The organism is Xanthomonas sp. 3793 (assembly GCF_024806835.1).
Classification (GTDB): Bacteria; Pseudomonadota; Gammaproteobacteria; order Xanthomonadales; family Xanthomonadaceae; genus Xanthomonas; species Xanthomonas arboricola_F.
The window spans coordinates 318,633-344,315 of sequence record NZ_JANTYU010000005.1 but is presented as its reverse complement, the minus strand read 5'-3'; the positions used below and the strand labels follow the sequence as shown (position 1 = coordinate 344,315).

Genomic DNA, 25,683 nt, shown 5'->3' with positions numbered 1-25,683 from the left:
TGGATGGCTGAGCCGTTCCGTCCGGATCGTAGTCCCGGCCAGACAACCGCTTCCTTCTCCCGCAGGCGGGAGAAGGTGCCCGTAGGGCGGATGAGGGGCTGAGTGCTCAGTCCTTGCCGTTGCCGGCCAGACCGTCGACCCAGCAACGTTCACCTGGATGGCTGAGCCGTTCCGTCCGGATCGTAGTCCCGGCCAGACAACCGCTTCCTTCTCCCGCAGGCGGGAGAAGGTGCCCGTAGGGCGGATGAGGGCTGCGTGGTCAGCCCTTGGCGTTGCCGGCCAGATCTTCGACCCAGAAACGTCCGTCCGGATAGCTGAACTCCGCAATCGAGGACGCATGCATTTCAGCCGAGAAACCCGCCGCCTCCGGGGCCAGATAGCGGCCGTGCCGGATGCGCACCGGGTCCAGGAAGTGCTGATGCAGATGGTCGACGAATTCGATCGCGCGGTCTTCCATCTGGCCGGTGATGGCCACGAAGTCGGCCATCGCCAGGTGCTGCACCAGTTCGCACAGGCCGACGCCGCCGGCATGCGGGAACACGCGGATATTGAACTTGGCGGCCAGCAGCAGGATGGCGAGGTTTTCATTGACGCCGCCGACGCGCGCGGCATCGATCTGGATCAGGTCGACCGCACCGGCCTGCAGCAACTGCTTGAACATCACCCGGTTCTGGGTGTGTTCGCCGGTGGAGACCGGCACCGGCGTGATGCCCTGGCGGATCGCGGCGTGACCGAGCACATCGTCCGGGCTGGTGGGTTCCTCGATCCAGGCGATGTCGAATTCGGCCAGCTGGCGCATCCAGTCGATCGCCGGGCCCACGTCCCAGCGCTGGTTGGCGTCCACCGCCATCGCAATGTCCGGGCCGATCGCCTCGCGCGCCAGGCGGCAGCGGCGGACGTCGTCCTGCACGTTGGCGCCGACCTTGAGCTTGATGGTGCGGAAGCCATCGGCGACGGCTTCCTGTGCCAGCCGCACCAGCTTCTCGTCGGAGTAACCGAGCCAGCCGGGCGACGTGGTGTAGGCCGGGTAGCCTTGCTCGATCAACTGCGCGGTGCGCTGTGCGCGCTGCGGCTGCGCGGCGCGCAGCATGGCCAGCGCTTCATCGCGGGTGAGCGCGTCGGTGAGGTAGCGGAAGTCGATGGTATCGACCAGCTGCTCGGGCGTGAGTTCGGCGATAAAGCGCCACAGCGGTTTTTTCGCCGCGCGTGCGGCCAGATCCCAGGCGGCGTTGATCACCGCGCCGATCGCCATGTGCATCACGCCCTTTTCCGGGCCCAGCCAGCGCAGCTGCGAGTCGTTGGTGAGCCGGCGCGCGAAGCCGCCCAGGTCGGCGATGACCTCCTCGACCGACAGGCCGACCACATGCTCGGCCAGAGCGGCCACCGCAGCGGTCTGCACATCGTTGCCGCGGCCGATGGTGAACACCAGGCCGTAACCGGCCAGGTCATCCGGCGCATCGGTGCGCAGCACGACGTAGGCGGCCGAGTAATCGGGGTCGGGATTCATCGCGTCCGACCCATCGAGCTCGCGCGAGGTGGGGAAGCGGACGTCGTGGGTATCGAGGGCGACGATGGTGCTCATGAAGGTCCTGGGCGATGGAAGCGGGAAATGGAAAAACGGGCCAAAAAAGCGTGAGCGCAGAGCTGCGCTTGAGTCCCCCTCCTACCGGGAGAGGGGGTGGGGTGAGGGAACGAACGCGTAGCGCCGGCAGTATTGAAGCGCTGCAGTGACACATCCGTTTGCAGCACAGATCAGCAAATCAACGACGCATCGATATCAACGCGCTACATCGCGTAGCCATTCAATGCGCCGCCACATCCCAGAAAAAGATACGCATGACGCATCAACACAAGCGCCGACACGTCACGTCCAACAACAGCGGGCGACAGCGCGACGAATTGTTCGGACACGTCGCTACGTCCCCTCGCCCCAACCCCTCTCCCGAGAGGAGAGCGGCTTCAGGCTGCGTCGTGTGGATGCATTACCACGTGCGTAGAGCGCCACTTGGGACGCAACGCGACCGAACTCCTGGAAAGGGAAAGGAGCCTTAGGCCGCATCGCGCGGATGCGCCACCACCGGCTGACGCTGGCGACCCAGTCCTTCGATCTCCAGTTCCATCAGATCGCCCGGCTTCAAATACACCGGCGGCTTCTGGCCCAGGCCCACGCCCGGCGGGGTGCCGGTGCTGATCACATCGCCCGGCATCAGCGTCATGTAGCGGCTGATGTGGCTGACCAGCTCGGCCACGCCGAACACCATCGTGCGGGTGCTGCCGTTCTGGTAACGATGGCCGTTGACCTCCAGCCACATCGACAGGTTCTGCGGGTCCGGCACTTCATCGCGGGTGACCAGCCACGGGCCGATCGGGCCGAAGGTGTCAGCGCTCTTGCCCTTGACCCACTGGCCACCGTGCTCAAGCTGGAACTCGCGTTCGGACAGGTCGTTGATCACCGCATAGCCGGCCACGTGGTTCAGCGCCTCGTCCACCGACACGTCGCGTGCGATATCGCCGATCACCACGCCCAGTTCCACTTCCCAGTCGCTCTTGACCGAGCCGCGCGGGATGATGACGGTGTCGTTGGGGCCGCACACGGCGGTGGTGGCCTTCATGAAGAGAATCGGCATCTTCGGCACGTCCATGCCCGATTCGGCGGCGTGGTCGGCGTAGTTCAAGCCCACGCAGATGAACTTGCCGATGCGGCCCACCGCAGCGCCATAGCGCGGCTCGCCCTCGATCAGCGGCAGGGTGGACAGGTCCACTGCGCGCAGCTTTTCGAGGCCGGCGTTGGTGAGGTGCTCACCGGCGACATCGTCGATCACGCCGCTCAGGTCGCGGATCTGGCCTGCGGTGTCGATCACGCCGGGACGTTCGTGGCCTTCGGCGCCAATACGTACGAGTTTCATGCAGTCTTCCTTTGCAGGGGAGGAATCGGAGCGAGCAGCCACCTGTTGCACGGTGTATCGGCAGGAGCTGGACGACGCGCTCGGAACAGGAATGTCGGTGATGCGTGCTGGCAGGCCGCCTCAGGCATGCGATGCGGCGTCTTGTCAGCAGTCTTCAGCACGGCTGCGAAACCATCGCCAGCGACCATGGGTCTGGCCGTTGCACGGCGGTGTCGTCGGCCGCGTTCAGTTGGACCAGCCCCCGTCGATGATGTGGGTCTGGCCGGTGGTGAAGGAGGATTCGTCCGAGGCCAAGTACACCACCAGCTGCGCGATCTCGCGCGGATCGCCCAGGCGGCCCATCGGCTGGCGGTCGGTGAAGCTCTTCCACACCGCCTGTTCGTCGCCGCCCAGGGCCTGCACGCGCTGGCCCAGCGACGGCGTCTTGATGGTGCCCGGGCAGATCGCGTTGCAACGCACGCCCTGGGCCACGTAATCGGCGGCGATGGCCTTGCTCAGGCCGATCACCGCCGCCTTGGTCACGCCATAGACGAAGCGGTTCGGCACACCCTTGATGCTGGAGGCCACCGAGGACATGTTGATGATGCTGCCGGCACCGCGTTCGAGCATGCCCGGCAGCACCGCCTTGCAGGTGTAGTACATCGCATCGACGTTGATCGCGAACGAGCGGCGCCAGGCCGGCTCGTCGCAGTCGAGAATGCTGCCCTGATGCACGTAGCCGGCGCAGTTGAACAACACATCGAACGGGCCGTGTTCGGCGACCAGCGCGGTAATGGCGGCGGCATCGGTGACGTCGAGCAATTGGGTGGTGATCGCCTGCGATTCGGATGCCAGCGCCTGCAGGGCAGCGGCATCGATGTCGGTGGCGATCACCTGCGCGCCGGCGCGTGCGCAGGCCAGCGCGCTTTCGCGGCCGATGCCGGCGCCTGCGGCGGTGATCAGGCAACGCTTGCCCTGCAGGCGGGTATTGGGCGTGGTGGGAATGGAGACTGTCATACCGATAGGGTTCCGTGGGTGGGGGCCGCCGGCCGTGGCAGACGATAGAACATGCGTGCGTTGTCGCCGAACACCGCAGCGGCGTGTTCGGCGGCATGACGGGTGACCAGCTGCTGTGCGAGATCAAACCACTGCGCGTAATCGGCACGCAGGGTCAGCACCGGCCAGTCGCTGCCCCAGAGCAGGCGCTGCGCACCGAAGCGCGCAAACAGGTGCGCGACATACGGCTCCAGTGCATCGATGCCGGCGCCGCGCGCGGCCTCGGTGAGCAGCCCGGACAGTTTGCAGTGCACGTTGGGGTGCTGCGCCAACGCGGCCATGCCCGCGGCCCAGGCAACGAATTCGCCTGCCGCAATCTGCGGCTTGCCGCCGTGGTCGACGACCACGCGCAACTGCGGATGGCGCTTCAAACGCGCCTGCAGTGCCGGCACATGCACGGCGCGGATCAGCGCATCGAAGGCAAGATCATGTGCCAGCATCGCATCGAAGGCGGCGTCCAAGGCGGGGCCTGCCAACCACTGCGCATCGGCGATGTCCTGCACCATCGGGCGCAGCCCCTTGAGCGCACCGCCGCCTGCGCGGACCAGGGCGCCGATACGCGCAGCGGCATCGGGTGCGGCAAAGTCCACCCAGCCGACCACGCCGGCAATGCGCGGCGCGTCGTGCGCCAGCTCGAACAGATAACAGGTTTCGGCTTCGGTTGCGGCGGCCTGCACCACCACCACGCTGTCGATACCGGCTGCATCCAGTGCGTCGTCCACATCGTGCGGCGCGAAGTTGCGATACAGCGGCGCAAGCTCGGGCGTCAGCCAGTCGTAATCGCCACGGGCCAGGTGCCAGAAATGCAGGTGTGCATCGACGCGGCTCATGGCGTGGGCAGGTCCGCATCGAGCAGGCCGCCGTTGCGCAGGCGCTGCCATAGCGCAGCCGGGATCGATGCCTGCAACCGCGTGGCGGCCGATTGCACCTCGGCGACGGTGCGCATGCCGGCCACCACGGTGGTCACCGCCGGATGCGCCAGCGGAAACTGCAATGCGGCCGCGCCGATGTCCACGTCGAACGCCGCGCAGGCCGCATACAGACGCTGCGCATGCTGCAAGGTGGTGGTGTCCACAGGGGCGTAGTTATAGGTGGCGCCGGGGCCGCGCGCATCGCTGAGCAGTCCGGAACTGTACGGGCCGGCCGACAGGATCGACACGCCGTGTTGCTGCGCCTGGTCGAGCAGCGCACGCGCGCCATGCTGTTCCAGCAGCGTGTAGCGCCCTGCCAGCATCACGCAGTCGATCGGGAAGCGCGGCAACACCTCCAATGCCACGTCCTGCTCGTTGACGCCCAGCCCGATCGCCCCGCACGCACCGGATGCCTTCAACTCCGCCATGGCCGGCAAGGCCTCCTCCAAGGCCTGCTGCAGCACATGGGCGTGGTTGTCTCCGTGGGTCAGGGCACCGATGTCGTGCAGCAGCAGCACGTCGATGTAGTCGGTGCCCAGGCGCTCCAGGCTGGACGCGAACGCACGCCGCACGCCGTCGGCGCTGTAGTCGAATTCGGCGCGGCGGCCGGCCACCGCAAAACCGTCGCGCCCCGCCACCGCCTGCGCGTCGTCGTAGACGCAACGGCCGACCTTGGTCGACAGCGTGTAGGCAGCGCGCGGCACGCCGGCTAGGCCACGGCCCAGGCGCGCTTCGCTGAGCCCGTAACCGTAGTAGGGCGCGGTGTCGAAGTGGCGGATGCCGGCCTCGAACGCGCTCGCCACCGCAGCCAGCGCGTCTGCCTCGGCGACCTCCCTGTACAGATTCCCGATCGGCGCAGCGCCAAATCCCAGCGCCGACAGCTGCACCTCGGTGCGGCCCAGGCGTTGCCGTGCCAGCGCGCTCACGCGCGACGCCCGGCAGGGCTGGCGCAGGCGGGGGCTGGATCTGAAAGGCAGCAGCTTTGCATTGCGACATCCACCAGCCGGCAGGCGCCCGGCTGTTCGCATATGAATATCGCAATCATCAATGAACAGATCACGCTGCAGTGCAGCATGGCGGGATAGGGCTGGACCGAGGGCGGGATTAGGCGACCGGTGTGAGAGGTCTTGCAGGCCTTGCCTGCCGCGGTGTGGTCGGTGGGCTGATCGCAAGATCGGACCCTGCTGATCGGCCGGATATCGCGTGTTGCACTCCAGGTACCGACGATGCGCTGGCAACAGGGGGCCATCCAGGATGCAGACCGGCAGGGTCGTGGACCAGGGAGCACCCATCCGGGCGCGCGCATTTGCAGGCGCTGCAGCGCCGCTGCCCACGCCAACCCGCGCGACCCTGATCGCGGGCGGACCCGCTTGCGCAGCGAGGACATGCACCGCAGCGATGCTGTTCCTCCCGCTGCAACGCCAAGAGCGTGTTGCTATTTCGAAATCCGAATGCCGCATCACCAGTTCCTATAACGCCGCTTGCGCGGTTGCCTCGTAGCGGCGCGTCAGGCTAGATGGCAGCCCTGATCCGACGAAGCTGATGCATGCCAGACACGACACGGCGGGAGTTGTTCAAGGTGCTGGCCGCAGGCGCATTGGTCGCGCCGCTGCCGGCTGCCGCGCAGGCGCCAGCCATGGGCTGCGCGCATCCGCCGCAGTGGGCGCGCGGCATCGAAGGCCAGCGCAAGGCAGACCTGGGCAACGGCACCTACCTCAATCCCATCGTGGCCGGCGATCACCCGGACCCCACCATCCTCAAGGATGGCGACGACTACTACATGACGTTTTCGTCGTTCTTTTCCTACCCGGGCATCGTGCTGTGGCACTCCACCGACCTGATCAACTGGACGCCGATCGGCCCTGCACTGCGCCAGGAACTGGGCACGATCTGGGCACTGGATCTGTGCAAGCACGACGGCCGTTACTTCATCTATATCCCGGCCAATCCCGACGACAAGGGCTGGTCGATCTTCGTGATCTGGGCCGATGACATCCGCGGGCCATGGAGCGCGCCGATCGATCTGAACATCGCCGGCTGCATCGATCCCGGCCACGTGGTGGGCGAAGACGGCAAGCGCTATCTGTTCGTCAACGGCATCCGCAAGATCCGCCTGCGCGACGATGGCCTGGCCACCGATGGGCAACTCGAACCGGCCTACGCGCCGTGGCGTTATCCCGACGACTGGGTGGTGGAGAACTTCGCGCCCGAAGGCCCCAAGCTCACCTGGCACGACGGTTGGCTGTATCTGGTGACCGCCGTCGGCGGCACCGCCGGCCCGGTGACCGGGCACATGGTCATCGCTGCACGCTCGCGCTCGGTGCACGGGCCGTGGGAACACTGTCCGCGCAATCCGCTGGTGCGCACGCTGTCCGAGCAGGAACCGTGGTGGTCGCGCGGCCATGCCACGCTGGTGCAAGGCCCACGTGGCGATTGGTGGCTGGTCTATCACGGCTACGAAAACGGCTTCCGTACCCTGGGGCGTCAGACCCTGCTGGAGCCGATCGAGTGGACCGCCGACGGCTGGTTTCGCGCCACAGGCGGCGACCTGTCCACGCCGTTGCGCACGCCGGCACGCGCTGCCGCCGGCGGTACGTCCATCGCCACCGGCGTCGCGTTGTCCGATGATTTTTCCACCGACCGATTCGGCACCCAGTGGAGCCTGCACGCGCCCAAGCCGGGCGAGCAGGCGCGCGTGCGGCGGGCCAACAAGGCGTTGACGCTGACCTGCGCGGGCACATCGCCCATTGACAGCGCGCCGCTGACCTGCGGCGTGCCCGATCGCGCCTACGCGGCCGAGGTCACGTTGGAGTTGGTCGGCGATGCTGAAGGCGGCATCGTGCTGTTCTACAACCACAAGGCCTTCATCGGCATCGGCTTCACCGCCGACACCATGAAGACCTACGAGTATTCAGAAGAACTGGCGTGGGTACGCGCGCCCAATACGCACCGCCGCATCCGCGTGCGGCTGACCAACGATCGCCACGTCGTGAGCTTTGAATATTCGTTCGACGACGGCCGGCAATGGATACGCCACCCCACGCGCATGGAAGTGTCCGGATTCCATCACAACGTGTTCGGCGGTTTCTTGAGCCTGCAGCTGGGCGTGTATGCCGCGCAGCAAGGCGAGGTGGTGCTGCGCGATTTCCGGTACCGCGCGCTGGGCTGATGCGGCTGCCGGTCGCGTCGGGTACGTGGCCGACGCATGCGCCATGATACGGAGGGCATGAGCGAAGGACGGCGCGATTGCCAAGGCCGCGCTGCGGTGTCGGCAATCAGCGCCTGCGAAGAGCCATACATTGCGAAAACGCGCTAAAAACAACGCACGTCGCGCGCGCCATCCAACGCGACATCAACCAGGCGGTTGCTGCCTTGAACGCATTGCGCCTTTCATTGCGCACTTGCAAGAAGCGGGGCCACGCGGCCCCGCCTGACGGCTTAGCCGCAGCAATAGCACACGTTGCCTTGCCCCAATTGACCGCCGAATTCCGGACACTCGGCCGCGCATTGCCATGCGCTGCAGGCCTCGGTCGTCGGCTGGGTGTTGCTGCCTGCCATGACCTGAAATGCGCCGAAGCCGGTACTGGCCAGGAACGCCGCTGCCACCAACGCATTGCGTACAGATAACCAACGCTTGTTCATGCACTCACTCCTTCACCGTTGCCAATGCCGCTGGCGCATCCGTGCGGCGCAACGCGGCGACCAGGTCCTGCACCCGCTCCGTGGTATCGAACAGGCCGACATGGGAATGGCGCACGCGCCCCTCCCCATCGACGGCCATCACCAATGGCACATTGCGCGCCCGAAACAGCATCAGCGCGCGGCGGTCGGTCAGCGTGACCACCGGAAAATCGAAGCCATGCACATGCGCGTAGCGCGCTGCCTGCGCGGCATCGCACTGGCACACGCCGAGCAACTGCGGCCGGCCCGGCAAATTGGCCTGTAACTGCCGCGCTGCACGCAGCACGGTGGGCGCCGAGCGCTGGCAATACGGACAGGTAGTGGTGAAAAAGAACAGCACCTGTGCCCGCCCCTGCGGTGCGCCCAGCATGTGGCGCTTCCCATCTGCATCGGTCACGTCGATGCGAGGCACGTACATGCCGTCATACGGCGTGCTGACGCGGGTCTGCAGGAACTGCTGTTGCGCACGCAGCTGTTTGTTCTGCCATGCCAGTGCTGCAATCAGTGCACACGCCAGCAGCAAGCCGATCCAGAGCCAGGGAACACGTCGTGCCATGCCATCTCCGCAAAGCGTCCTGGGAGTCCGAGACTTGCCCGGGCATCAGCTGATGGTCAATGGTGATATCGACAACTGCGATGTCGCGCGGTACGCGGCTGTGGAGGCGGTCACGCCCCTGCGCTTGGGCTTGCCAGTGCCGCGGCCGCCGGCACGGTGCGATTGCGCAACTGCGCGGTGGCATGCGGAGCGAAGCCACCGCGCCGCGCCGGTGCGCGACGCATCCATCACCGACGTGATCGCTACTGGACCATGCGCGGCAGGCCCACGACATGCCACACGCATGCCATGCCGCAGCGTGGACATGCACGGTGTCGATTGCCCATGGCGTACAGTCGTGCCCCGCACACGCCAGGCCGCACCTTTCGATGCCTTACTATCTTCCCCTGCTGGCGGTCGCCGCCTGCCTGTTGCTGCCACTGCAAGACAGCCTCGCCGCTGTGCCCGATCGCAACGCGCCTGCCGGCGTTGTTCCAACCTGCATGGCCGATGCGTACAGCAGCTGTCCGTCCTGGATGCCGTCGCAGCGGGAGATGCGCACGGTGCTTGCCGATTATTTCTGCGACGCCGCCGACCGTGGGCTGGTCCGGCCGCGCGTGCGTCGCGTGGTGCGCGCGGAGACCTCGCAGATCACCTGCGCTGCGCTGGGGCCGGAAATCAATTCCAATATCGTGTGTGGAGGCGACATGCATTTCATTGGCCCCGACGGCCGCACCGATTTCCTCACCTTCAGCCCGACCATGCATCGCCAGGACGATGGGCGCTATGCGATCTATGAAGGCGATGACGAAAACGGAAACGAGGTATGGCATGCGCCCTCCCTGCAAAGCGCGTCGAAGGTCTGCACCGGCCAGCCGTTGCGCTGATTGCCATGTGAGGAAATGAGCTCACGTGACGTCTCGCTGCGGTGATCGGTCTGCGCTGACGGTGCGCGCAGCCATTGGCTGCGTCGCGTTCAGTCTTCTTCGGGCGGCGGCAGCACGATGCCGTCGGCATCGATGGCGAGCTTGCCGGCCATCAGCACCGCCTGGGTGCGGTTGGTGACGCCGAGCTTGCGCAGGATCGCGGTGACGTGCGCCTTGATGGTGGCCTCGGACACGCCCAGGTCGTAGGCGATCTGCTTGTTGAGCCGGCCCGCGCCGAGCATCTGCAGTACCCGGAACTGTTGCGGGGTCAGATCGCGCAGGCGCTGGCCGACCTCGCGCTCTTCGCTATCGGTGGGCGGCAGGTTCTGTGCTTCGGCCGGGATCCAGCGCTCGCCATCGAGCACCGTGGCCAATGCGCGGCCAATGGTGTCCGAGTCTGCGGATTTGGGAATGAAGCCGAACGCGCCATGGTCGATCGCACGCCGCATCACCGTGGGCTCTTCGCGTGCGGACACCACCACCACCGGCAACTGCGGATGCAGCGAGCGCATATGCACCAACGCACTGAAGCCCTGCGCACCCGGCATGTTGAGATCCATCAACAGCAGGTCCGCGTCCGGTTGCGCGTCGGCCAGCGTGTACAAGGCATCCACGTTGTCGGCTTCGAACAATTTTACGCCCGGCATGACCCGCTGCACCGCCCCGCGCAAGGCCTCACGGAACAGGGGATGGTCGTCGGCGATCAGCAGGGTGGTCATTGAGGGGCCGCGATTGGGGATTGGGGATTCGGGATTCGCAAAAGCATGGGATGTTGGGATTGGGGAGTCGGGATTCGTGGAAGCAGGGATGCCGGAATTCGCGAGAGCCGGTCTGAAAGCGCCGTCTGCGTCCCGACTGCCGTTCAATACCGGACATTCGAACGCGGAATGGCGAAGGAGTGGGAACCCGCTTCTGCGAATCCCCACTCCCGAATGCCCAATCCCCACCCCTCAGCGCGTCAACCGCTCGCTCACCAGCGAATCCACCACCGATGGATCGGCCAGGGTCGAGGTGTCGCCGAGCTGGTCGGGGGCGTTCTCGGCGATCTTGCGCAGGATGCGGCGCATGATCTTGCCCGAGCGCGTCTTCGGCAGGCCGGGTGCCCACTGCAGGTGATCCGGGGATGCGATCGGGCCGATCTCCTTGCGCACCCAGCTCACCAGTTCCTTGTGCAGTTCCTCGCTTGGGGTTTCGCCGGCGATCAAGGTGACGTAGGCATAGATGCCCTGGCCCTTGACGTCGTGCGGGAAGCCGACCACCGCCGCTTCGGCGACCTTGGGGTGCGAGACCAGCGCGCTTTCCACCTCGGCGGTGCCGATGCGGTGGCCGGACACGTTGATCACGTCGTCCACGCGGCCGGTGATCCAGTAATAGCCATCGGCATCGCGGCGGCAACCGTCGCCGGTGAAGTAGCTGCCCGGATAGGTGCGGAAATAGGTGTCGATGAAGCGCTGATGGTCGCCGTAGACGCTGCGCATCTGGCCCGGCCACGAATCCAGCAGCACCAGGTTGCCTTCGGTGGCGCCTTCCAGGATCTTGCCTTCGGCATCGACCAGCGCCGGCTGCACGCCGAAGAACGGCAGCGTTGCCGAGCCCGGCTTGAGATCGACCGCGCCGGCCAGCGGCGAAATCAGGATGCCGCCGGTTTCGGTCTGCCACCAGGTGTCAACGATCGGGCAACGGCTGTCGCCGACCACCTCGTAATACCAGCGCCAGGCTTCCGGATTGATCGGCTCGCCGACGCTGCCGAGCAGGCGCAGGCTCTTGCGCGAGGTCTTCTTGACCGGCGCTTCGCCATCGCGCATCAGTGCGCGGATCGCGGTGGGCGCGGTGTAGAACAAGGTGACCTGGTGCTTGTCGATCACCTCCCAGAAGCGCGAGACGGTCGGGTAGTTGGGTACGCCTTCGAACATCACGGCGGTGGCGCCATTGGCGAGCGGGCCGTAGACGATGTAGCTGTGGCCGGTGACCCAGCCCACGTCGGCGGTGCACCAATAGATGTCGTCCTCGCGCAGGTCGAACACCACTTCGTGCGTATAGCTGGCGAACAGCAGATAGCCGGCAGTGGTGTGCAGCACGCCCTTGGGCTTGCCGGTGGAACCGGAGGTGTAGAGGATGAACAACGGATCTTCCGCGTTCATGCGCTCGGGTTCGCACTCGGCCGGCTGGCCGTCGACCACGTCATGGAACCAGCGATCGCGCGGTGCCTGCATCTCCACCGCACCACCGGTGTGGCGCACCACCAGCACGGTTTCGACCGTGTTGGTGCCGGGAATCTTCAACGCCGCATCCACGTTGGCCTTGAGCGGAATCTTCTTGCCGCCGCGCAGGCCTTCGTCGGCGGTGATGATCAACTTGCTCTGGCAGTCGATCACGCGGTCGGCGATCGAGTTGGCGGCAAACCCGCCGAACACCACCGAGTGCACCGCGCCGATGCGCGCACAGGCCAGCATGGCCACAGCGGCGTCGACGATCATCGGCAGGTAGATGGTGACGCGGTCGCCCTTCTTGACGCCGAGATTGCGCAGCGCGTTGCCGAGCTTGCAGACGCGCTCGTACAACTCGCGGTAGGTGACTGGGTAAGACGCCGCGTCCGGGCTGTCGGGTTCGAACAGCAGTGCGGTCTTGTCGCCGCGCGTGGCGAGCTGGCGGTCCAGGCAGTTGACGCTGGCATTGAGTTCGCCGTCGCCGAACCAGCGGATATGGAAGTCGTCCAGCGCGAAGCTGACGTCCTTGACCTGGGTGGGTTGCTTGAACCAGTCCAGCCGCTGCGCCGCCTTGCCCCAGAACTGCTCGGGATGCTCGATCGATTCGCGGTACAGCGTTGCGTACTGCTCGCCATCGACGCGTGCGCCCTTGGCGAACGCGGGATCGACGGGATAAACATCAGCCATGGCACCCTCACTTGCGATGAACTTGTCGGGAGAGGGCGTTGCGGCTGCCCTCGGTAGGCAATCAGTGTGCCGTATCCATTCTGTCCCGGCGGTCAACGGCGCCTTAGACCATGGTCGTAACCAGTGGCGTGCGCTGGCGCACATCCATTGCGGGTCCTGGTGCGGCCATCGGTCACCTTGTGGAATGCTGCGTTGCAGCTACGACCAAAGGCGAATAGGCTGCAAACCGCGGACTGCCTCACGCTCCGCACAGCATCGCCATCAAGCGCGAGGCCTTCATTGGGGAGAGGGTTCCATGACACACCGTATTGCACCGTTGGTGCGCAAACCGCTGGCCGCAGCCTTGTTCGTGGCCATCATGCTGCCGGGCGTGGCGTTTGCGCAGACGGCCAAGGAAAAGGCGCTGGAAGCGCGCATTGCCGAGCTCGAGCGTCAGGTTCAATTGCTGGTCTCTGCGCAGCAACAACAGCAGGGCCAGATCGCCCAGACGCAGACCCAGGTCACCGAGGTGCGCACCTTGCAGGCGCAAACGCCAGCCGCCGCGCCCGCACCTGTGGTCCCGGCCGGCAAGCGGCCGATCCAGGTCACCAGCATCACACCGAACGCAGCGGCGGGGACAACGTTCCGTTACGGTGGTTTCATCAAGGCCGACTTCATGACCACCCGCACCAGCGACGGCGCATTGCCTGAAGGTGCGGTGGGGCGTTACCTGTACATTCCGACGCAGACGCCTGTCGGGGGGCAGGCGTCGAGCACCGACACCGACTTCCATGCCAAGTTCTCGCGCTTCAACCTGGGCGTGGACACGGTGACCGAAAACGGCGACAAGCTCACCGGCTTCATCGAACTGGATTTCTTCGGCAACGCGCTCGCCAACCAGGTCAACAATCTGTACGGCGGCACCTTGCGGCATGCCTACATGAGCTGGAACAACTGGCTGGCCGGCCAGACCTGGTCCAACTTCATCGATTCCACGATCCTGCCGGAGGCCGCCGACATCGTCGGGCCGACCGACGGCGCGCTGTTCAGCCGTCAGACCCAGATCCGCTACACCCGCGGTGCCTTCAGCGTGTCGGCAGAAAATCCCGAAACGCTGACCACGCCCTACCAGGGCGGCAACACCATCCTGGCCTCGGACCACGGCGCGATGCCGGATCTGACTGCGCGCTACAACTGGAAGGGCACCTGGGGCACGTTCGGTCTGTCGGCGATCGCACGTCAGTACCGTACCCGCAGCGCGCTGACCAACGACACCGACTTCGGCGGCGCCATCGCCGGCGGCGGCCGCTGGATCATCAACGCCAACAACGATCTGCGCTATCAGCTCAGCTACGGCGAAGGTCTTGGCCGTTATCTGGGCCTGGGCAACGGCTCGGACGTGGAGATCGACATCGACGGCAACATCCAGACCGTCAGCACGATCGCCGGCTGGGTGGCCTGGCGCCACGACTACAACGCCAAGCTGCGCAGCACCATCATGTATTCGCGCGTGAATTACGACCACGACATCGCCAATACCGGCGGGCTGGCGAGCAAGTCGCAGCAGAGCATCCGCGCCAACGTCTTCTATTCGCCGCTGCCCAAGGTCGATGTGGGTGCCGAGCTGATGTACGGCCGTCGCGAAGCGGAGAACGGCGATTCCGGCGACATCTCGCGCCTGCAATTCACCACCAAGTACAGCTTCTAAGCTTCACCCCCGCCGGCGGCCCGCCACGCAAGTGGGCGGGCCGTGCCGCCCGCACTCCAGGAGACAGACCATGACCGTCTCGAATGACGCATTGATCGCCAAGATCGATGCCAATCCGAAGTACCACGCGCTCAAACGCCAACGCAATACGCTGGGCTGGACGCTGACCGTGCTGATGTTGCTCGCCTATTACGGCTACATCGGCCTGATCGCCTTCGACAAGGAATTCCTCGCCAAACCGATCGGCGCCGGGGTGACCTCGATCGGCATTCCGATCGCGATCGGGGTGATGGTGTTCACCATCGTCATCACCGCCATCTACGTGCGTCGCGCCAACAGCGCCTACGACCAGCTGACCGCGCAGATCCTCGAGGAAGCCCGCAAATGAGCAAGACTTCGCGCCTTCTCCTGATTCTGGCCGGCCTGCTGCCGGCAGGCCTCGCACTGGCCGCTGGCGGCGACATGGGCCAGGTCGACAAGCAGCCCACCAACTGGGTGGCGATCGGCATGTTCGGCTTCTTCGTGCTGGGCACCTTGTGGATCACCAAGTGGGCGGCGGCCAAGACCAAGTCGGCCGCTGACTTCTACACCGCCGGTGGCGGCATCACCGGTTTCCAGAACGGCCTGGCGATCGCTGGCGACTTCATGTCGGCGGCCTCGTTCCTGGGCATCACCGCGGCGGTGATGGCCAACGGCTACGACGGCCTGATCTATGCGATCGGCTTTCTGGTCGGTTGGCCGATCCTGACCTTCCTGATGGCCGAACGGCTGCGCAACCTCGGCAAGTACACCTTTGCCGACGTGGCCGGCTACCGCTTCGCGCCGACCGCCATCCGCAGCTTCGCTGCTTCCGGCACATTGGTGGTGGTGCTGTTCTATCTGATCGCACAGATGGTCGGTGCCGGTGCGTTGATCAAGCTGCTGTTCGGCCTGGACTACTGGGTCGCGGTGACCCTGGTCGGCGTGCTGATGATGATCTACGTGCTGTTCGGCGGCATGACCGCCACCACCTGGGTGCAGATCATCAAGGCGGTGCTGCTGCTGACCGGCGTGACCTTCATGGCGGTGGCGATCATGTGGCACTTCAACTTCAGCTTCGAGGCGCTGTTTGCCGAGGGCGTGCGGGTGAAGACGGCGATTGCGGCCAACGGCGGTGCATCGCAGGAGGACGCGGCCAAGGCCGGCCTGTCGATCATGGGCCCGGGCGGCTTTGTGAAGGACCCGATCTCGGCGATCTCGTTCGGCATGGCGCTAATGTTCGGCACCGCCGGCCTGCCGCACATCCTGATGCGCTTCTTCACCGTTCCCGATGCCAAGCAGGCGCGCAAGTCGGTGCTGTGGGCCACCACCTGGATCGGCTACTTCTACATCCTGATCTTCATCATCGGCTTCGGTGCGATCGCACTGGTGCTGACCAACCCGCAGTTTGCGGACGTCACCACCGGCACCATCCACGGCGGCAAGGGCGCGGCCAACATGGCGGCGGTGCTGGTCGGCAATGCGGTCGGCGGCAACGTGTTCATGGGCTTCATCTCGGCGGTGGCCTTCGCCACCATCCTGGCGGTGGTCGCAGGCCTGACCCTGTCCGGCGCCTCGGCGGTGTCGCACGACCTGTACGCCACGGTGATCAAGAAGGGCAATCCGGCGCCGGGTTCGGAGCTGAAGGTCTCGCGCGCCACCACCCTGGTGCTGGGCGTGATCGCCGTGCTGCTGGGCATCGTGTTCGAGAAGCAGAACGTGGCCTTCATGGTCTCGCTGGCCTTCGCCATTGCGGCCTCGGCCAACTTCCCGGTGCTGATCCTGTCGTTGTTGTGGAAGAACTGCACCACTCGCGGTGCGGTGACCGGCGGCTTCCTGGGGCTGGTCTCCTCGCTGGTGCTCACCATCCTGTCGCCGTCGGTCTGGGTGGACACGCTGGGTAACGCGGCCGGGTCGGCGCCGTTCCCGTACACCTCGCCGGCGCTGTTCTCGATGACCATTGGCTTTGTGGGCATCTGGCTGTTCTCGATCCTGGATCACAGCCCGCAGGCGGCCAACGAACGCGCAGCGTTCAAGGCCCAGCAGATCCGCGCCGAAACCGGCCTGGGTGCCAGCGGTGCGTCGGGTCACTGACGCACCGTCACTGAGCAGTCGCAGAACGCCGGCCTAGTGCCGGCGTTCTGCGTTTTGGGCAAGCGGCTTACAAAACGTAGCGAGCAGTGCTCAGGTGGGTGGGAACGGCGCGGCAACCGCAGTGCAGGAGTGGGACATGCCGCACCGAGCACCGGCCGCGTCCGCCCGGCAGCGAGCACGGTAGTTTTGTGCCTCGCGCCAAGGCTCAGAGCGGGCAGCGTCCGTGCGGCCACGTATCTACGCTCATCCGCCGACGCGAGGGCCGGGATCTTTACCGGTCGATCGTGCGCGCAGCGCGGATGCCGGCCGTGATCCAGCGTCGGAAGGACCCTGGCGCAAGGCCACATCAGAGCTTGGTGTGCAGGTGTCCGACGCGCTGCGCGCGCAGGATTGCCAGCGCCGCGCACTTGCTGCGCGCCAACAGCACGATCCCCGGCGCCTGCTTCGTTTTTCACGCTACGCCTGCGCAACTGCGAAGAACGGCAACATCAGCGAAGAAATTAAGTCATCGAGAGTGACTAAATTGGCCCGGAAGCCGAACGCTGATCACGCCCGGCTTGGCCTCTCCCCCGGTATCGACCGGCCGGCGAGTGCGCTGCAAGCGAGTTTGCCGATTGCGTCGACCCCTCGGCTCTCGTCCATCCCTTGCCCTTCCTGCACCTACGAACCGGGACACAGAGACCATGCCTACCCTCCTCGCTCCACATCCGCTGGCCCGCGCCTGCCGCCTGTTCGGCGCATTGGCCCTGCTGGCTGCACTACCGCAGCTGGCGATGGCCGCCTGCAACGACAGCTCCGACATCAAGATGCAACGCATCCTGTTCAACTCCTCCAACACCGTTGTGCTGGCGCACCGTGGCCTGTGGGGCAAATACGCCGGCATCGCCGACATGCCGGAAAACTCGCGCGGCTCGCTGCAGATTGCCAACGACCAATGCATGGACGGTGTGGAGCTGGACGTCAAGCTCACCAGCGATGGCGTGCCGGTCCTGCTGCACGACTACAACCTGGGCCGCACCACCACCGTGTGGCAGCAACATCCCGGCGTGAAGTACGACCCGATCACCAATCAGGGCGTCAACCCGTCGGTCCTGGTCACCCCGTGGTCGCAGGTCAGCCAGTTGTTCCTGCTGACGCCTGATCGGCGTACCACCACCGGCTATCACGTACCGCGTGTGGATGAACTGTTCGCCTACTACAAGCAACACAACCTGCGTACGCCGATGGTGTTCGACATCAAGGACGCAGCCACGGTACGCGCAGTGCGCAAGGCCGCCGAGAGCCAGTTCGGTGTGGCATCGGGCAGCTATGTCGCCGCCAAGGTCAATGCAACGCTGTACACCAGCCGGGATGCCTACCGTGCCGACGGCAGTGGCATGGTCGGCATTCCGGTGTTCACCACCAACATGCTGGGCAAGATCAATGTGCGCCAGACCATCTCGGCATGGATGAACGACGGTCATCAGACGATGGAGATCAACGTCAAGCAACTCGGCGGCCTGCTGCAGAGCGATGCCGATTTCATTCGCGAGCGTGGGTATCGCGTGGGCGTGTTCCAGGCGATTCCGGACGGCCCGTCTGCCGGCAAGTTCTATCAAAACAGCGGCGCCTGCTGCTACGCGCTGTCGGATCTGTATTTCTCCTACGGCGGTGGTCGCGACACGGCCGACAATCGCGGCAATCTGGATTTCATCGTGCGCGACGAGGCCTTTGGCCTGATCACCAGCGACGACCCGAAAGCGGCCATCGCCTATCTGCGTGCACGCGGCAAGCACGACTAAGCAGCTGTTGCCGGCCCGCACGGGCCGGCAGTCCCGGCGGCGGCACCTGCCGCCGCCGGTTCATGCCATGACGGAGATTGCCCATGTTTTCCACACCGCATTGTTTCAGGCTGCTTTGGTTGAGCCTTGCCTGCTGCACACCGCTGGCGCAGGCCGCCACGGCCGATGCACTGCTGCACACTGGCCCGGCTTCCGCAAAAGTGCTGCAGATTGGACACCAGACATTCAGTGCGCCGGAGTATCGCGCGCTGGCCCTGGCCGACCTGCCGCAGAACGCCAATCCGGCCGTTGCGGCCGACCCGAATTTCGTTCGCGAATTCGCCGACCGGCTGCTGCTGGTGGAGCAGGCGCGCCAGGCGCATCTGCAGGACGACCCGGTGGTGGCCGCGCACATCCGGCAGGCCACCGATGCCATTCTTGCCGAGGCAATGCGGCGGCGCGCACGCGATGCCGCGTCCATCGACGCGACGCAGGTGCAGGCCCAGTTCGATGCGCATCCGCACGATTACGACGAAGTCCGCCTCAGCCATCTGTTCGTGGCCTTGCAGCCCGAAGGCGATGCCCGACGTGGCACACCGTTGACCGATGCACAGGCGCTGGCACGCGCACAGCGGCTCAAGCGGCAGCTGGATGCCGGCACCCCCTTCGAAGAACTGGCGATGCGCGAATCCGACGACGGCAGCACCGCGGCCGAGGGTGGCCAGTTGTCATCGATCTTCCTGCGCAACGTGGCCGATGTCTTTGTTGCGCCCGTGCAGGGGCTGGGCGTGGGGCAGGTTTCGGCCCCTGTCCGCGGGCCGGACGGATATCACCTGATCCGCGTGGATGCGCGCATACCCGCCACGCTGGAGACAGCGCGCGGGCAGATCGAAGTGCAATTGCGCGACCAAGCCGCCACCGCTGCGCTGGAACGTCTGCGCCAGGCCAATCCGTTGCAGTTCGATCGCGCCGCGCTGGAAGCGGCGCTGCGTTGATGCCGGCGCCGGCGCTGAACGTCGGTGCGCGGCCATGCCATCGGCCCCGGTCGCGCTGGCCGCTGGCGGGCGCGGTATGCGCGGCAGCGGCAATGGCGGTTGCCGGGGCGTGGAGCCTGCACACGCCTGCCGCGTCGCACCTGCAGAGCGGCGTCGCTGCGAGTCATGGGCTGCATGCGGGGGGTGCATCGTCGCAGCCGCCTGCGCGCATCGATCAGGACCTGTTCGACAGCGCCATGCAACAGCTGGCCTGTCGCCAGCAGGGTGAGCAACGGGCAGCGCAGATCGCGCACGGCGGTGCGGGCCTGCCGCCGGTGGAGGGTCGTCGCTGCGTCGCCGGCACGCAGCTGCAGATCGAGGCGCTGCTGCGCACGGCCGCGGCGCGCGGCGATGCCGACGCGCAACGCTATCTGCTTGCGCAGCGCGCGACCGAGCTGCTGCAACGTGCGGTGGCCGCCGCACCCGCCGGCGTGCCCGCGCAACTGTCGGCGAGCGACGAACAGGAGGTGGCAGCGCTTGTGGCCGAGTTGGAAACGCTGGCGCTGGCAGGCCATCGCGACGCCATCGAGACATTGGCGCAGGTAGTGGAATCGCCGCTGCTGCATGCACCCGACCCGGTGTATGCCGCTGCGTGGCGGCTGGCCGCGCGCCAACCGCCAGGCCGCGCGCTGGATGCTGCGGCACCGTTGCAGGCAGATGAAGAATTGCTGGAGTCGATGACCCAACAGCAGCAACAACAGGCACGTGCGCTGGCGGTGGAATTGTTCGGCTATTGCTGCCGCACACGCGCTGCGGCAGCTCGGTGATGCAGGGCATCCAGGCCAATTGCCGCTATCGCGCATGCGCCCGGCGACCAGGCAACGTAGCCGCTGGCGCCCGCAGCCACGGCATGGCCGCCACTCAACGGAAGTAGCGCGCCTTCAACGGCAGCGTCGCCGCCCCGATCGCGCAGGCATCGGCCGGCGCTTCGGCAGGCAGCAGCGCCGGCAGCGGGCGGCCCTGGCCGCGACGCGGCTGGTTGTCGATCTGCACGGCGGCGATCAGGCGCTGCGCCAGATCGGCCGGCAGGCGACCGCCGAACACGATGGCCTCCGGGTCGCACACCGCGGTGATCGCCGAGACGATCAACGACACGCCCGGCGCGCCGCGTGCGATCCAGCGCTCGATCGCCGGCCAGGTGGGGTCGTAGGCGGCCAGCAGCGCGCGTATATCCGGCAGCGCGATCCCGTCGTCGGCCAGCAGTTCGCGCAGCAGTTCCAGCGTGGCGCGTTCGAGGTTCTGCGCCGGCAACATGCCGGCGAACTCGCCGGCATTGCCGCGCGCGCCGCGCATGACCTGGCCGTCGATGACCAGGCCACCGCCGAATCCGTAGCTGAGGTAGAGGTAGGCGAAGTCGCGGTATCGCCGGCCCGCGCCGAGCATCGCCTCGCCGGCCGCAGCCACGCTGCCGTCATTGTCCATCCACACCGGCTGCGCAAAGGCCTCGGCCAGCCACGGACACAGCGCGATCTGGCCCAAGGCGCGCAGCGGCTCGGGCGGATTGATGAAGCTGTCCACGCCGGTAAAGAACCCGCTCACCGCCACACCGATCCCCAGGCGCGGGCCTGCCGTGTCGACACGCGCAAGCACCGCGGCATCGGCGGCCTGGAGCTGGGCCAGCACGCCGTACAAGGTGGTATCGGTCAGCGCCACGTCGGTGGCGGCCAGGACCGCACCGGAAAAATCCATCAGCGCCAGGCTCAGCGCGTCGGTGGCGATGGAGATGCCCAGGGTATGGCCGTGGCCCGGGTTCAACGACACCGCCACGCCCGGCTTGCCGCGCCCGGCACGGGCGATGCTGCTGCCCATCTGCACCATGCCGCGCGCCTGCAGGCCTTCGATCAGGCGCACCGCCGTCTGCACGGTCAGCCCGGTGCCGCGGCTCAGGTCGGCGCGGGTCAGCACCCCGGCCAGCCGCAGGCGGTCGAGCATGTCGCGCTCGTTGAGGCTCAAGCCGGGCAGGGCTGGCGCGTGCGGAGGCAGCGCAAAAGCGACGGTGGAGGGCATGGCATGCGGTGTCACGGGGGGAACGGCTAGCTTACCTGCGCCTGCCTGAAATAATTAATTCACAGTAAGTTATTAAATTGTCGAGCTCATCCTCGACCGGCCGCCCCATGTCCCGCTTCAGCACCCACCCGTGCCCCCGTCTTTGTCTGCTGGCCCTGTGTATCGGCACCAGCCTCAATGCCCATGCCGTCGAGCCGCTGCCGGCGGCGTCGGCTCCCGCCAGCGAGGCACCGGTACAGCTGGACACCGTGCAGGTTTCCGGCCAGCACCTGTCGATCCGCCAGGCCATCGGCGCCAAGCGCGAAGCGGCGGTGGTCTCCGATGGCGTGGCTGCCGACGATATCGGCTCGATCCCGGACTTCGGCCTGGGCGAAGCGCTGCAGCGGGTGCCGGGCGTGTCGATGGTGGTCAACAACGGCCGCGGCGAAGCGCAGTTCATGAGCCTGCGCGGCTTCAACCCCGACTACAACACGGTGCTGATCGACGGCGTGGCGCTGCCATCCACCGAAACCAGCCGCCGCGTGCAGTCGCTGGATGTGATCCCCGCATCGCTGGCGCAGCAGGTGGACATCTACAAGACCTTCAACGCCGACATGGACAGCAATGCCATCGGCGGCATCGCGTCGCTGCGCACGCGCAGCGCGTTCGATCATGATGGCCCGTTCGCCAGCGTGCGCGCGAACCTGGCCGACTGGGAAAACCGCCGGCAACTGCAGGGCAGCGGCCCGTCCGGGCAGGTGCAGGGCAGTTTCAGCGACACCTTCGGGCCGGACGATCGCTTCGGCGTGGTGCTGTCGGCCGATTACTTCCGCCGCGATTCGGCGTCGTTGAACACCGCCATCGACAGCTACAGCTACTACGCCAACGGCGCACGGCAGACCCTGACCCCCACGCTCGACACCGACGGCATGGCGATCGCGCCGGACCGGTTCCGCCCGCTCAGCTACGACAACGTACGTCAGCGCCGCAGCGTGTTCGGCAAACTGGAGTACGACGATGGCGATGCGCTGAAACTGGCGTTGAGCGCCGGCTCCTTCGAACACGACAACGACGAACGACGTCGCTCGCAGTGGATCAACCGGGTCGGCAATGCGGCGGTGGCCGATGCCGACGCCGGCCGCTACGCGCAGGGCAGCGCACAGACCGATGCCAACCGCTTCGACCAGACCCGCACGCTGCGTTACGCGCAGGCCAGCGGCAGCTTCCGCCTCCATCAGCAGGGCCACCTCGATGTGTTGTTCAACCGTGCCACCGGCAAGTATCGACAAGACACGCGCGAAGATGTCTTCACCGCGGCCGCGTCCGCACGGATGGGATTCGGCTACGCGCTGGGCGACCACACGCGCCCGACCATCGCCCTGGTCGACCCCGGCTATTACGGCAATCCGGCCAATTACCTGCAGTCGTACTTCCTGACCCGGGTGGAAAAGAGCAGCACCGACACCACCACCGTCAAGATCGACTACAGCCAGAACGCCGACGCCGATGCGCAGGGGTGGGGGCTGCGCGCCGGCCTGCAGTACCGCGATCTGCAACAGCGTTACAACCTGGATGAAGTACGCCGCAATCCGGTGGGGCGGGTGAGTCTGGCGACCGTGGGCAGCGACGATGCACGCATCTGCCCGTACGCCGATTTCAGCTGCCTGCTGCTGGTCGATCCGGCGCGGGTGGCCGCGTTTGCGGACGCCTCTCCAGGCGCTTACGTGCTGGCAGGCACCAACGCGCGCAACAGTGCGATCAGCGATTTCCGCATCGACGAACGCAATGGCGCGGCCTACCTGATGGGCACCTGGCATGGCGAGCGCACGCAGGCCACGTTCGGCCTGCGCAACGAGTATCTGCAACGCGAGGTGCTCAGCGCAGTGCCGCAGCCGCTGAGCAGCACCACCAATTATCTGCAGCAATCGGACGCCAGCGACCGCCGCTTCCTGTTGCCATCGGCCAACCTTGCCTGGGACATCAGCCCGGCGCTGAAGCTGCGCATGGCCGGCAGCCGCAGCATCGGCCTGCCCACCTACGGCGATATCGGCCAGAACAGCAGTCCGGTGGTGGACACCACCGGCTTGACCATCAACCGCAGCATCGCCAACCCGCAGCTGCGCCCACGCCGCGCCGACAATCTGGACCTGTCGCTGGAGTGGTATCCGGATCAGGATGCGCAGCTGTCGATGGCGCTGTTCCATAAGCGCATCGACGACGAGATCGTGCGCGTCACCAGCACCGATCTGCAGCGCGATCCAGGCGGGCTGGTCGGCACCTATCAGGTCACCACCACCCAGGCGATCAATACCGGTGCGGCCAGCGTGCGCGGCGTCGAGTTCACCGCCATCGATACGCGCTTCGATTTTCTGCCCGGCGCCTGGTCGCATCTTGGCGCGATGGCCAATCTGACCCTGCTCGATCCGCGCACTGCCGACGTGCAGATGAGCGATGGCAGCCTGCGCGCGCTGCCCGGCCTGATGGAATCGCCCAAACGCAGCGCCAATGCCTCGCTGCTGTATGACATCGGCCGCTTCAGTGCACGCGTCAGCGCCAACTACACCGGCCTGCAGTTGCTGTCGGCGGCCACGGACAACCGCGTCAACGACCGCTATTACGACGCCATCACCAGCTACGACGCGCAGCTGGCGTGGCGCTTCACCAACAAGCTGCGCATGACCCTGCAGGGCCGCAATCTCAGCAATGCGCGGCTGACCCGCGTCATCGGCGCCGATCAGCAACTGATGCGCGAGCAACTGGATAACGGCCGCGCGTACTACCTGGGAGTGGACTATGCGTTCTGATCGACGTCTTGCGTCGGCGCTGCTTGCCTGCCTGATGGCAGCATCCATCGGCAATGCGTGCGGCCGGCAAGCCACCACGCCCGCAGCAACGCCGCCGTTCGTAGCGATGGAGACCATCGTCAGCGGCGATTGCTGGGGCCAGTGGCCCGACGATGTGCTGGCGGCAGTCAGCCGCTGCAAACCGGCCGAGCACAATCGCATTGCCCTGCAGGTCATCGACGATGCCGAGGGCCCGGCACGGGTCGGCAGCGACGCGCAGCCCTGCACCGGCGCGCGCTGCGCGGATCTGGCGCAGCTGCTGCAGTCGGCACCGGCGCAAGCCCTGCTGTTGCGCACGCCGCCGGCCCGCATCGCTGCGGTGCTGGCCGCGCTGGACCACGCGCAGGCGCGTGCCCGCGCGGCCATCGAGCCGCTGGTGCAGGCGGAGCCTGCGCCCGCCGCGCCGGTCACGCTGGCGCCCGGCGTGCGCTACTGGCGCCAGCGCGTGGATGGGCCGCAGCCGGTGATGCTGCACATCGCACGGATCGACCTGACCACGCCGGGCCTGCAGCTGGTCGGCACGCGCGGCGACCGCAGCGGCGGTGGCGAATTTCTCGCCACCGCCACCACCGCCTTCGTGCGCGATGGCGGGCTGGCGCTGGCGATCAATGCCGACTACTTCCTGCCGTTCGATGGCGGGCATCTGTTCGACAAGGCCTTCGTGCCGGAAGTCGGGCAGGGCGTGACCGCCGAAGGCCTGGCGATGGACGACGGCCATCTCGATTCGGCCGCCGCCACCGGCGATGCGCGCGTGGATGCCGCTTTCTGTGTGAGTACGCGCAACGCGGTGCATATCGTGCGCGGCAGTTGCCCGGCCGGCACACGCGTCGGTGTGGGCGCCGGCCCGCTGCTGTTGCTCGATGGCAGGCGCCAACCGCGCGAAGCCAGCCGTGCCGACTACTACGACGGCCCCGAACCGCGCAGCGCGCTGGGCCTGGACCGTGCCGGCAAGACCTTGTGGATGGTGGTGGCCGACGGCCGCCAGCCCGGCTACAGCGCCGGCATGACCCTGGACGCACTGACCGCCGTGCTGCAGCAACTCGGCGCCCACGCGGCCATCAACCTGGACGGCGGCGGCTCCAGCACCCTGGCCGCCCGCGTCGACGGCCGCGTGCGCACGCTCAACCGCCCCATCCACACAGGCATTCCGGGACGCGAACGTCCGGTGGCCAACCAGTTGGGGGTGCGGATCGCACCAATCGACTGAGAGCCACTGAGCCATCTACTACGCGCTCATTGCAGGGCGCGGGATCTCCGGACACGGCATGCACCACTCGCTCGCCGGTGTCCGCGTCGTCCACTCTTCTCTGGCCGCCGATCGCCACGTCGATGTGGGCGTCTCTGAGGTGCTCTTCCGCTACACGGATGCCTTG

The 25,683-nt window shown here is 66.5% G+C and carries 20 protein-coding genes and 1 other RNA gene; 10 read left to right on the top strand and 11 right to left on the bottom strand.

Annotation, left to right across the window (positions count from 1 at the left end):
- Positions 1 to 259: 259 nt before the first annotated feature.
- From FHY18_RS18100 to FHY18_RS18080, 5 genes are all read right to left on the bottom strand, one after another.
- On the bottom strand, positions 260 to 1,582 hold the full coding sequence (locus tag FHY18_RS18100; protein WP_259157833.1) for an L-fuconate dehydratase: 1,323 nt from the start codon (positions 1,580 to 1,582) through the stop codon (positions 260 to 262).
- Positions 1,583 to 2,048: 466 nt separating this feature from the next.
- On the bottom strand, positions 2,049 to 2,906 hold the full coding sequence (locus FHY18_RS18095) for a fumarylacetoacetate hydrolase family protein (protein ID WP_259157830.1): 858 nt from the start codon (positions 2,904 to 2,906) through the stop codon (positions 2,049 to 2,051).
- Positions 2,907 to 3,131: 225 nt separating this feature from the next.
- A complete protein-coding gene (locus FHY18_RS18090) occupies positions 3,132 to 3,902 on the bottom strand; it encodes an SDR family oxidoreductase (protein ID WP_259157826.1) in 771 nt (256 codons plus the stop codon).
- A complete protein-coding gene (locus tag FHY18_RS18085) occupies positions 3,899 to 4,771 on the bottom strand; it encodes an amidohydrolase family protein (RefSeq protein ID WP_259157821.1) in 873 nt (290 codons plus the stop codon). Before FHY18_RS18085 ends, FHY18_RS18090 begins: the two co-directional genes overlap by 4 nt.
- On the bottom strand, positions 4,768 to 5,778 hold the full coding sequence (locus FHY18_RS18080) for an aldo/keto reductase (RefSeq protein WP_259157810.1): 1,011 nt from the start codon (positions 5,776 to 5,778) through the stop codon (positions 4,768 to 4,770). Before FHY18_RS18080 ends, FHY18_RS18085 begins: the two co-directional genes overlap by 4 nt.
- Positions 5,779 to 6,398: 620 nt before the next feature.
- Between FHY18_RS18080 and FHY18_RS18075 the strand changes: the two genes are divergently transcribed.
- On the top strand, positions 6,399 to 8,021 hold the full coding sequence (locus FHY18_RS18075; protein WP_259157799.1) for a family 43 glycosylhydrolase: 1,623 nt from the start codon (positions 6,399 to 6,401) through the stop codon (positions 8,019 to 8,021).
- A 269-nt stretch (positions 8,022 to 8,290) separates the two neighbouring features.
- Here FHY18_RS18075 and FHY18_RS18070 read toward each other — a convergent pair whose 3' ends face one another.
- Together FHY18_RS18070 and FHY18_RS18065 are read right to left on the bottom strand one after the other, a co-directional pair.
- Positions 8,291 to 8,494, bottom strand: a complete 204-nt coding sequence (locus FHY18_RS18070; RefSeq protein ID WP_012439607.1) for a hypothetical protein — start codon at positions 8,492 to 8,494, stop codon at positions 8,291 to 8,293.
- A 4-nt stretch (positions 8,495 to 8,498) separates the two neighbouring features.
- Positions 8,499 to 9,062: a TlpA disulfide reductase family protein gene (locus FHY18_RS18065; protein WP_259158447.1), complete on the bottom strand. Its 564-nt coding sequence runs from the start codon at positions 9,060 to 9,062 to the stop codon at positions 8,499 to 8,501.
- A gap of 395 nt (positions 9,063 to 9,457) precedes the next feature.
- On the opposite strand from FHY18_RS18065, the gene FHY18_RS18060 reads away from it, so the two are divergent.
- Complete coding sequence (locus FHY18_RS18060) at positions 9,458 to 9,955, top strand: hypothetical protein (protein WP_259157785.1); 498 nt, start codon at positions 9,458 to 9,460, stop codon at positions 9,953 to 9,955.
- Between the two features lie 89 nt (positions 9,956 to 10,044).
- Here the strand turns inward: FHY18_RS18060 and FHY18_RS18055 are convergent, their stop codons facing one another.
- A complete protein-coding gene (locus tag FHY18_RS18055; protein WP_184421286.1) occupies positions 10,045 to 10,713 on the bottom strand; it encodes a response regulator transcription factor in 669 nt (222 codons plus the stop codon).
- 231 nt (positions 10,714 to 10,944) lie between these two features.
- Positions 10,945 to 12,888, bottom strand: a complete 1,944-nt coding sequence (gene acs, locus FHY18_RS18050) for an acetate--CoA ligase (RefSeq protein ID WP_259157775.1) — start codon at positions 12,886 to 12,888, stop codon at positions 10,945 to 10,947.
- Between the two features lie 295 nt (positions 12,889 to 13,183).
- Between acs and FHY18_RS18045 the strand changes: the two genes are divergently transcribed.
- From FHY18_RS18045 to FHY18_RS18035, 3 genes are all read left to right on the top strand, one after another.
- Entirely contained in the window at positions 13,184 to 14,575 is a 1,392-nt protein-coding gene (locus tag FHY18_RS18045) for a porin (RefSeq protein WP_259157768.1), read from the top strand.
- A 70-nt stretch (positions 14,576 to 14,645) separates the two neighbouring features.
- On the top strand, positions 14,646 to 14,963 hold the full coding sequence (locus FHY18_RS18040; protein WP_101364961.1) for a DUF485 domain-containing protein: 318 nt from the start codon (positions 14,646 to 14,648) through the stop codon (positions 14,961 to 14,963).
- A complete protein-coding gene (locus FHY18_RS18035; protein WP_259157763.1) occupies positions 14,960 to 16,687 on the top strand; it encodes a cation acetate symporter in 1,728 nt (575 codons plus the stop codon). Before FHY18_RS18040 ends, FHY18_RS18035 begins: the two co-directional genes overlap by 4 nt.
- A gap of 64 nt (positions 16,688 to 16,751) precedes the next feature.
- Here FHY18_RS18035 and FHY18_RS18030 read toward each other — a convergent pair.
- Positions 16,752 to 16,825: non-coding RNA, sX9 sRNA (locus FHY18_RS18030), on the bottom strand.
- A 635-nt stretch (positions 16,826 to 17,460) separates the two neighbouring features.
- Between FHY18_RS18030 and FHY18_RS18025 the strand changes: the two genes are divergently transcribed.
- The 3 genes from FHY18_RS18025 to FHY18_RS18015 all read left to right on the top strand — a co-directional run bounded on the left by FHY18_RS18025 (position 17,461) and on the right by FHY18_RS18015 (position 20,248).
- Positions 17,461 to 18,468: a glycerophosphodiester phosphodiesterase family protein gene (locus FHY18_RS18025; RefSeq protein WP_259158445.1), complete on the top strand. Its 1,008-nt coding sequence runs from the start codon at positions 17,461 to 17,463 to the stop codon at positions 18,466 to 18,468.
- A gap of 83 nt (positions 18,469 to 18,551) precedes the next feature.
- Positions 18,552 to 19,442 (top strand): peptidyl-prolyl cis-trans isomerase, encoded by an 891-nt coding sequence (locus FHY18_RS18020; protein ID WP_259157760.1) that lies wholly within the window; start codon positions 18,552 to 18,554, stop codon positions 19,440 to 19,442.
- A 92-nt stretch (positions 19,443 to 19,534) separates the two neighbouring features.
- A complete protein-coding gene (locus tag FHY18_RS18015; RefSeq protein ID WP_259157757.1) occupies positions 19,535 to 20,248 on the top strand; it encodes a hypothetical protein in 714 nt (237 codons plus the stop codon).
- Between the two features lie 94 nt (positions 20,249 to 20,342).
- Here the strand turns inward: FHY18_RS18015 and FHY18_RS18010 are convergent, their stop codons facing one another.
- A complete protein-coding gene (locus FHY18_RS18010) occupies positions 20,343 to 21,488 on the bottom strand; it encodes an ROK family transcriptional regulator (RefSeq protein ID WP_259157754.1) in 1,146 nt (381 codons plus the stop codon).
- Between the two features lie 107 nt (positions 21,489 to 21,595).
- On the opposite strand from FHY18_RS18010, the gene FHY18_RS18005 reads away from it, so the two are divergent.
- Together FHY18_RS18005 and FHY18_RS18000 are read left to right on the top strand one after the other, a co-directional pair.
- On the top strand, positions 21,596 to 24,271 hold the full coding sequence (locus FHY18_RS18005) for a TonB-dependent receptor (protein WP_259157751.1): 2,676 nt from the start codon (positions 21,596 to 21,598) through the stop codon (positions 24,269 to 24,271).
- The gene (locus FHY18_RS18000) at positions 24,261 to 25,517 is read left to right on the top strand and encodes a phosphodiester glycosidase family protein (protein ID WP_259157739.1); all 1,257 of its coding nucleotides are present in this window, start codon (positions 24,261 to 24,263) and stop codon (positions 25,515 to 25,517) included. The genes FHY18_RS18005 and FHY18_RS18000 overlap by 11 nt, the downstream gene beginning before the upstream one ends.
- Positions 25,518 to 25,683 lie beyond the last annotated feature (166 nt).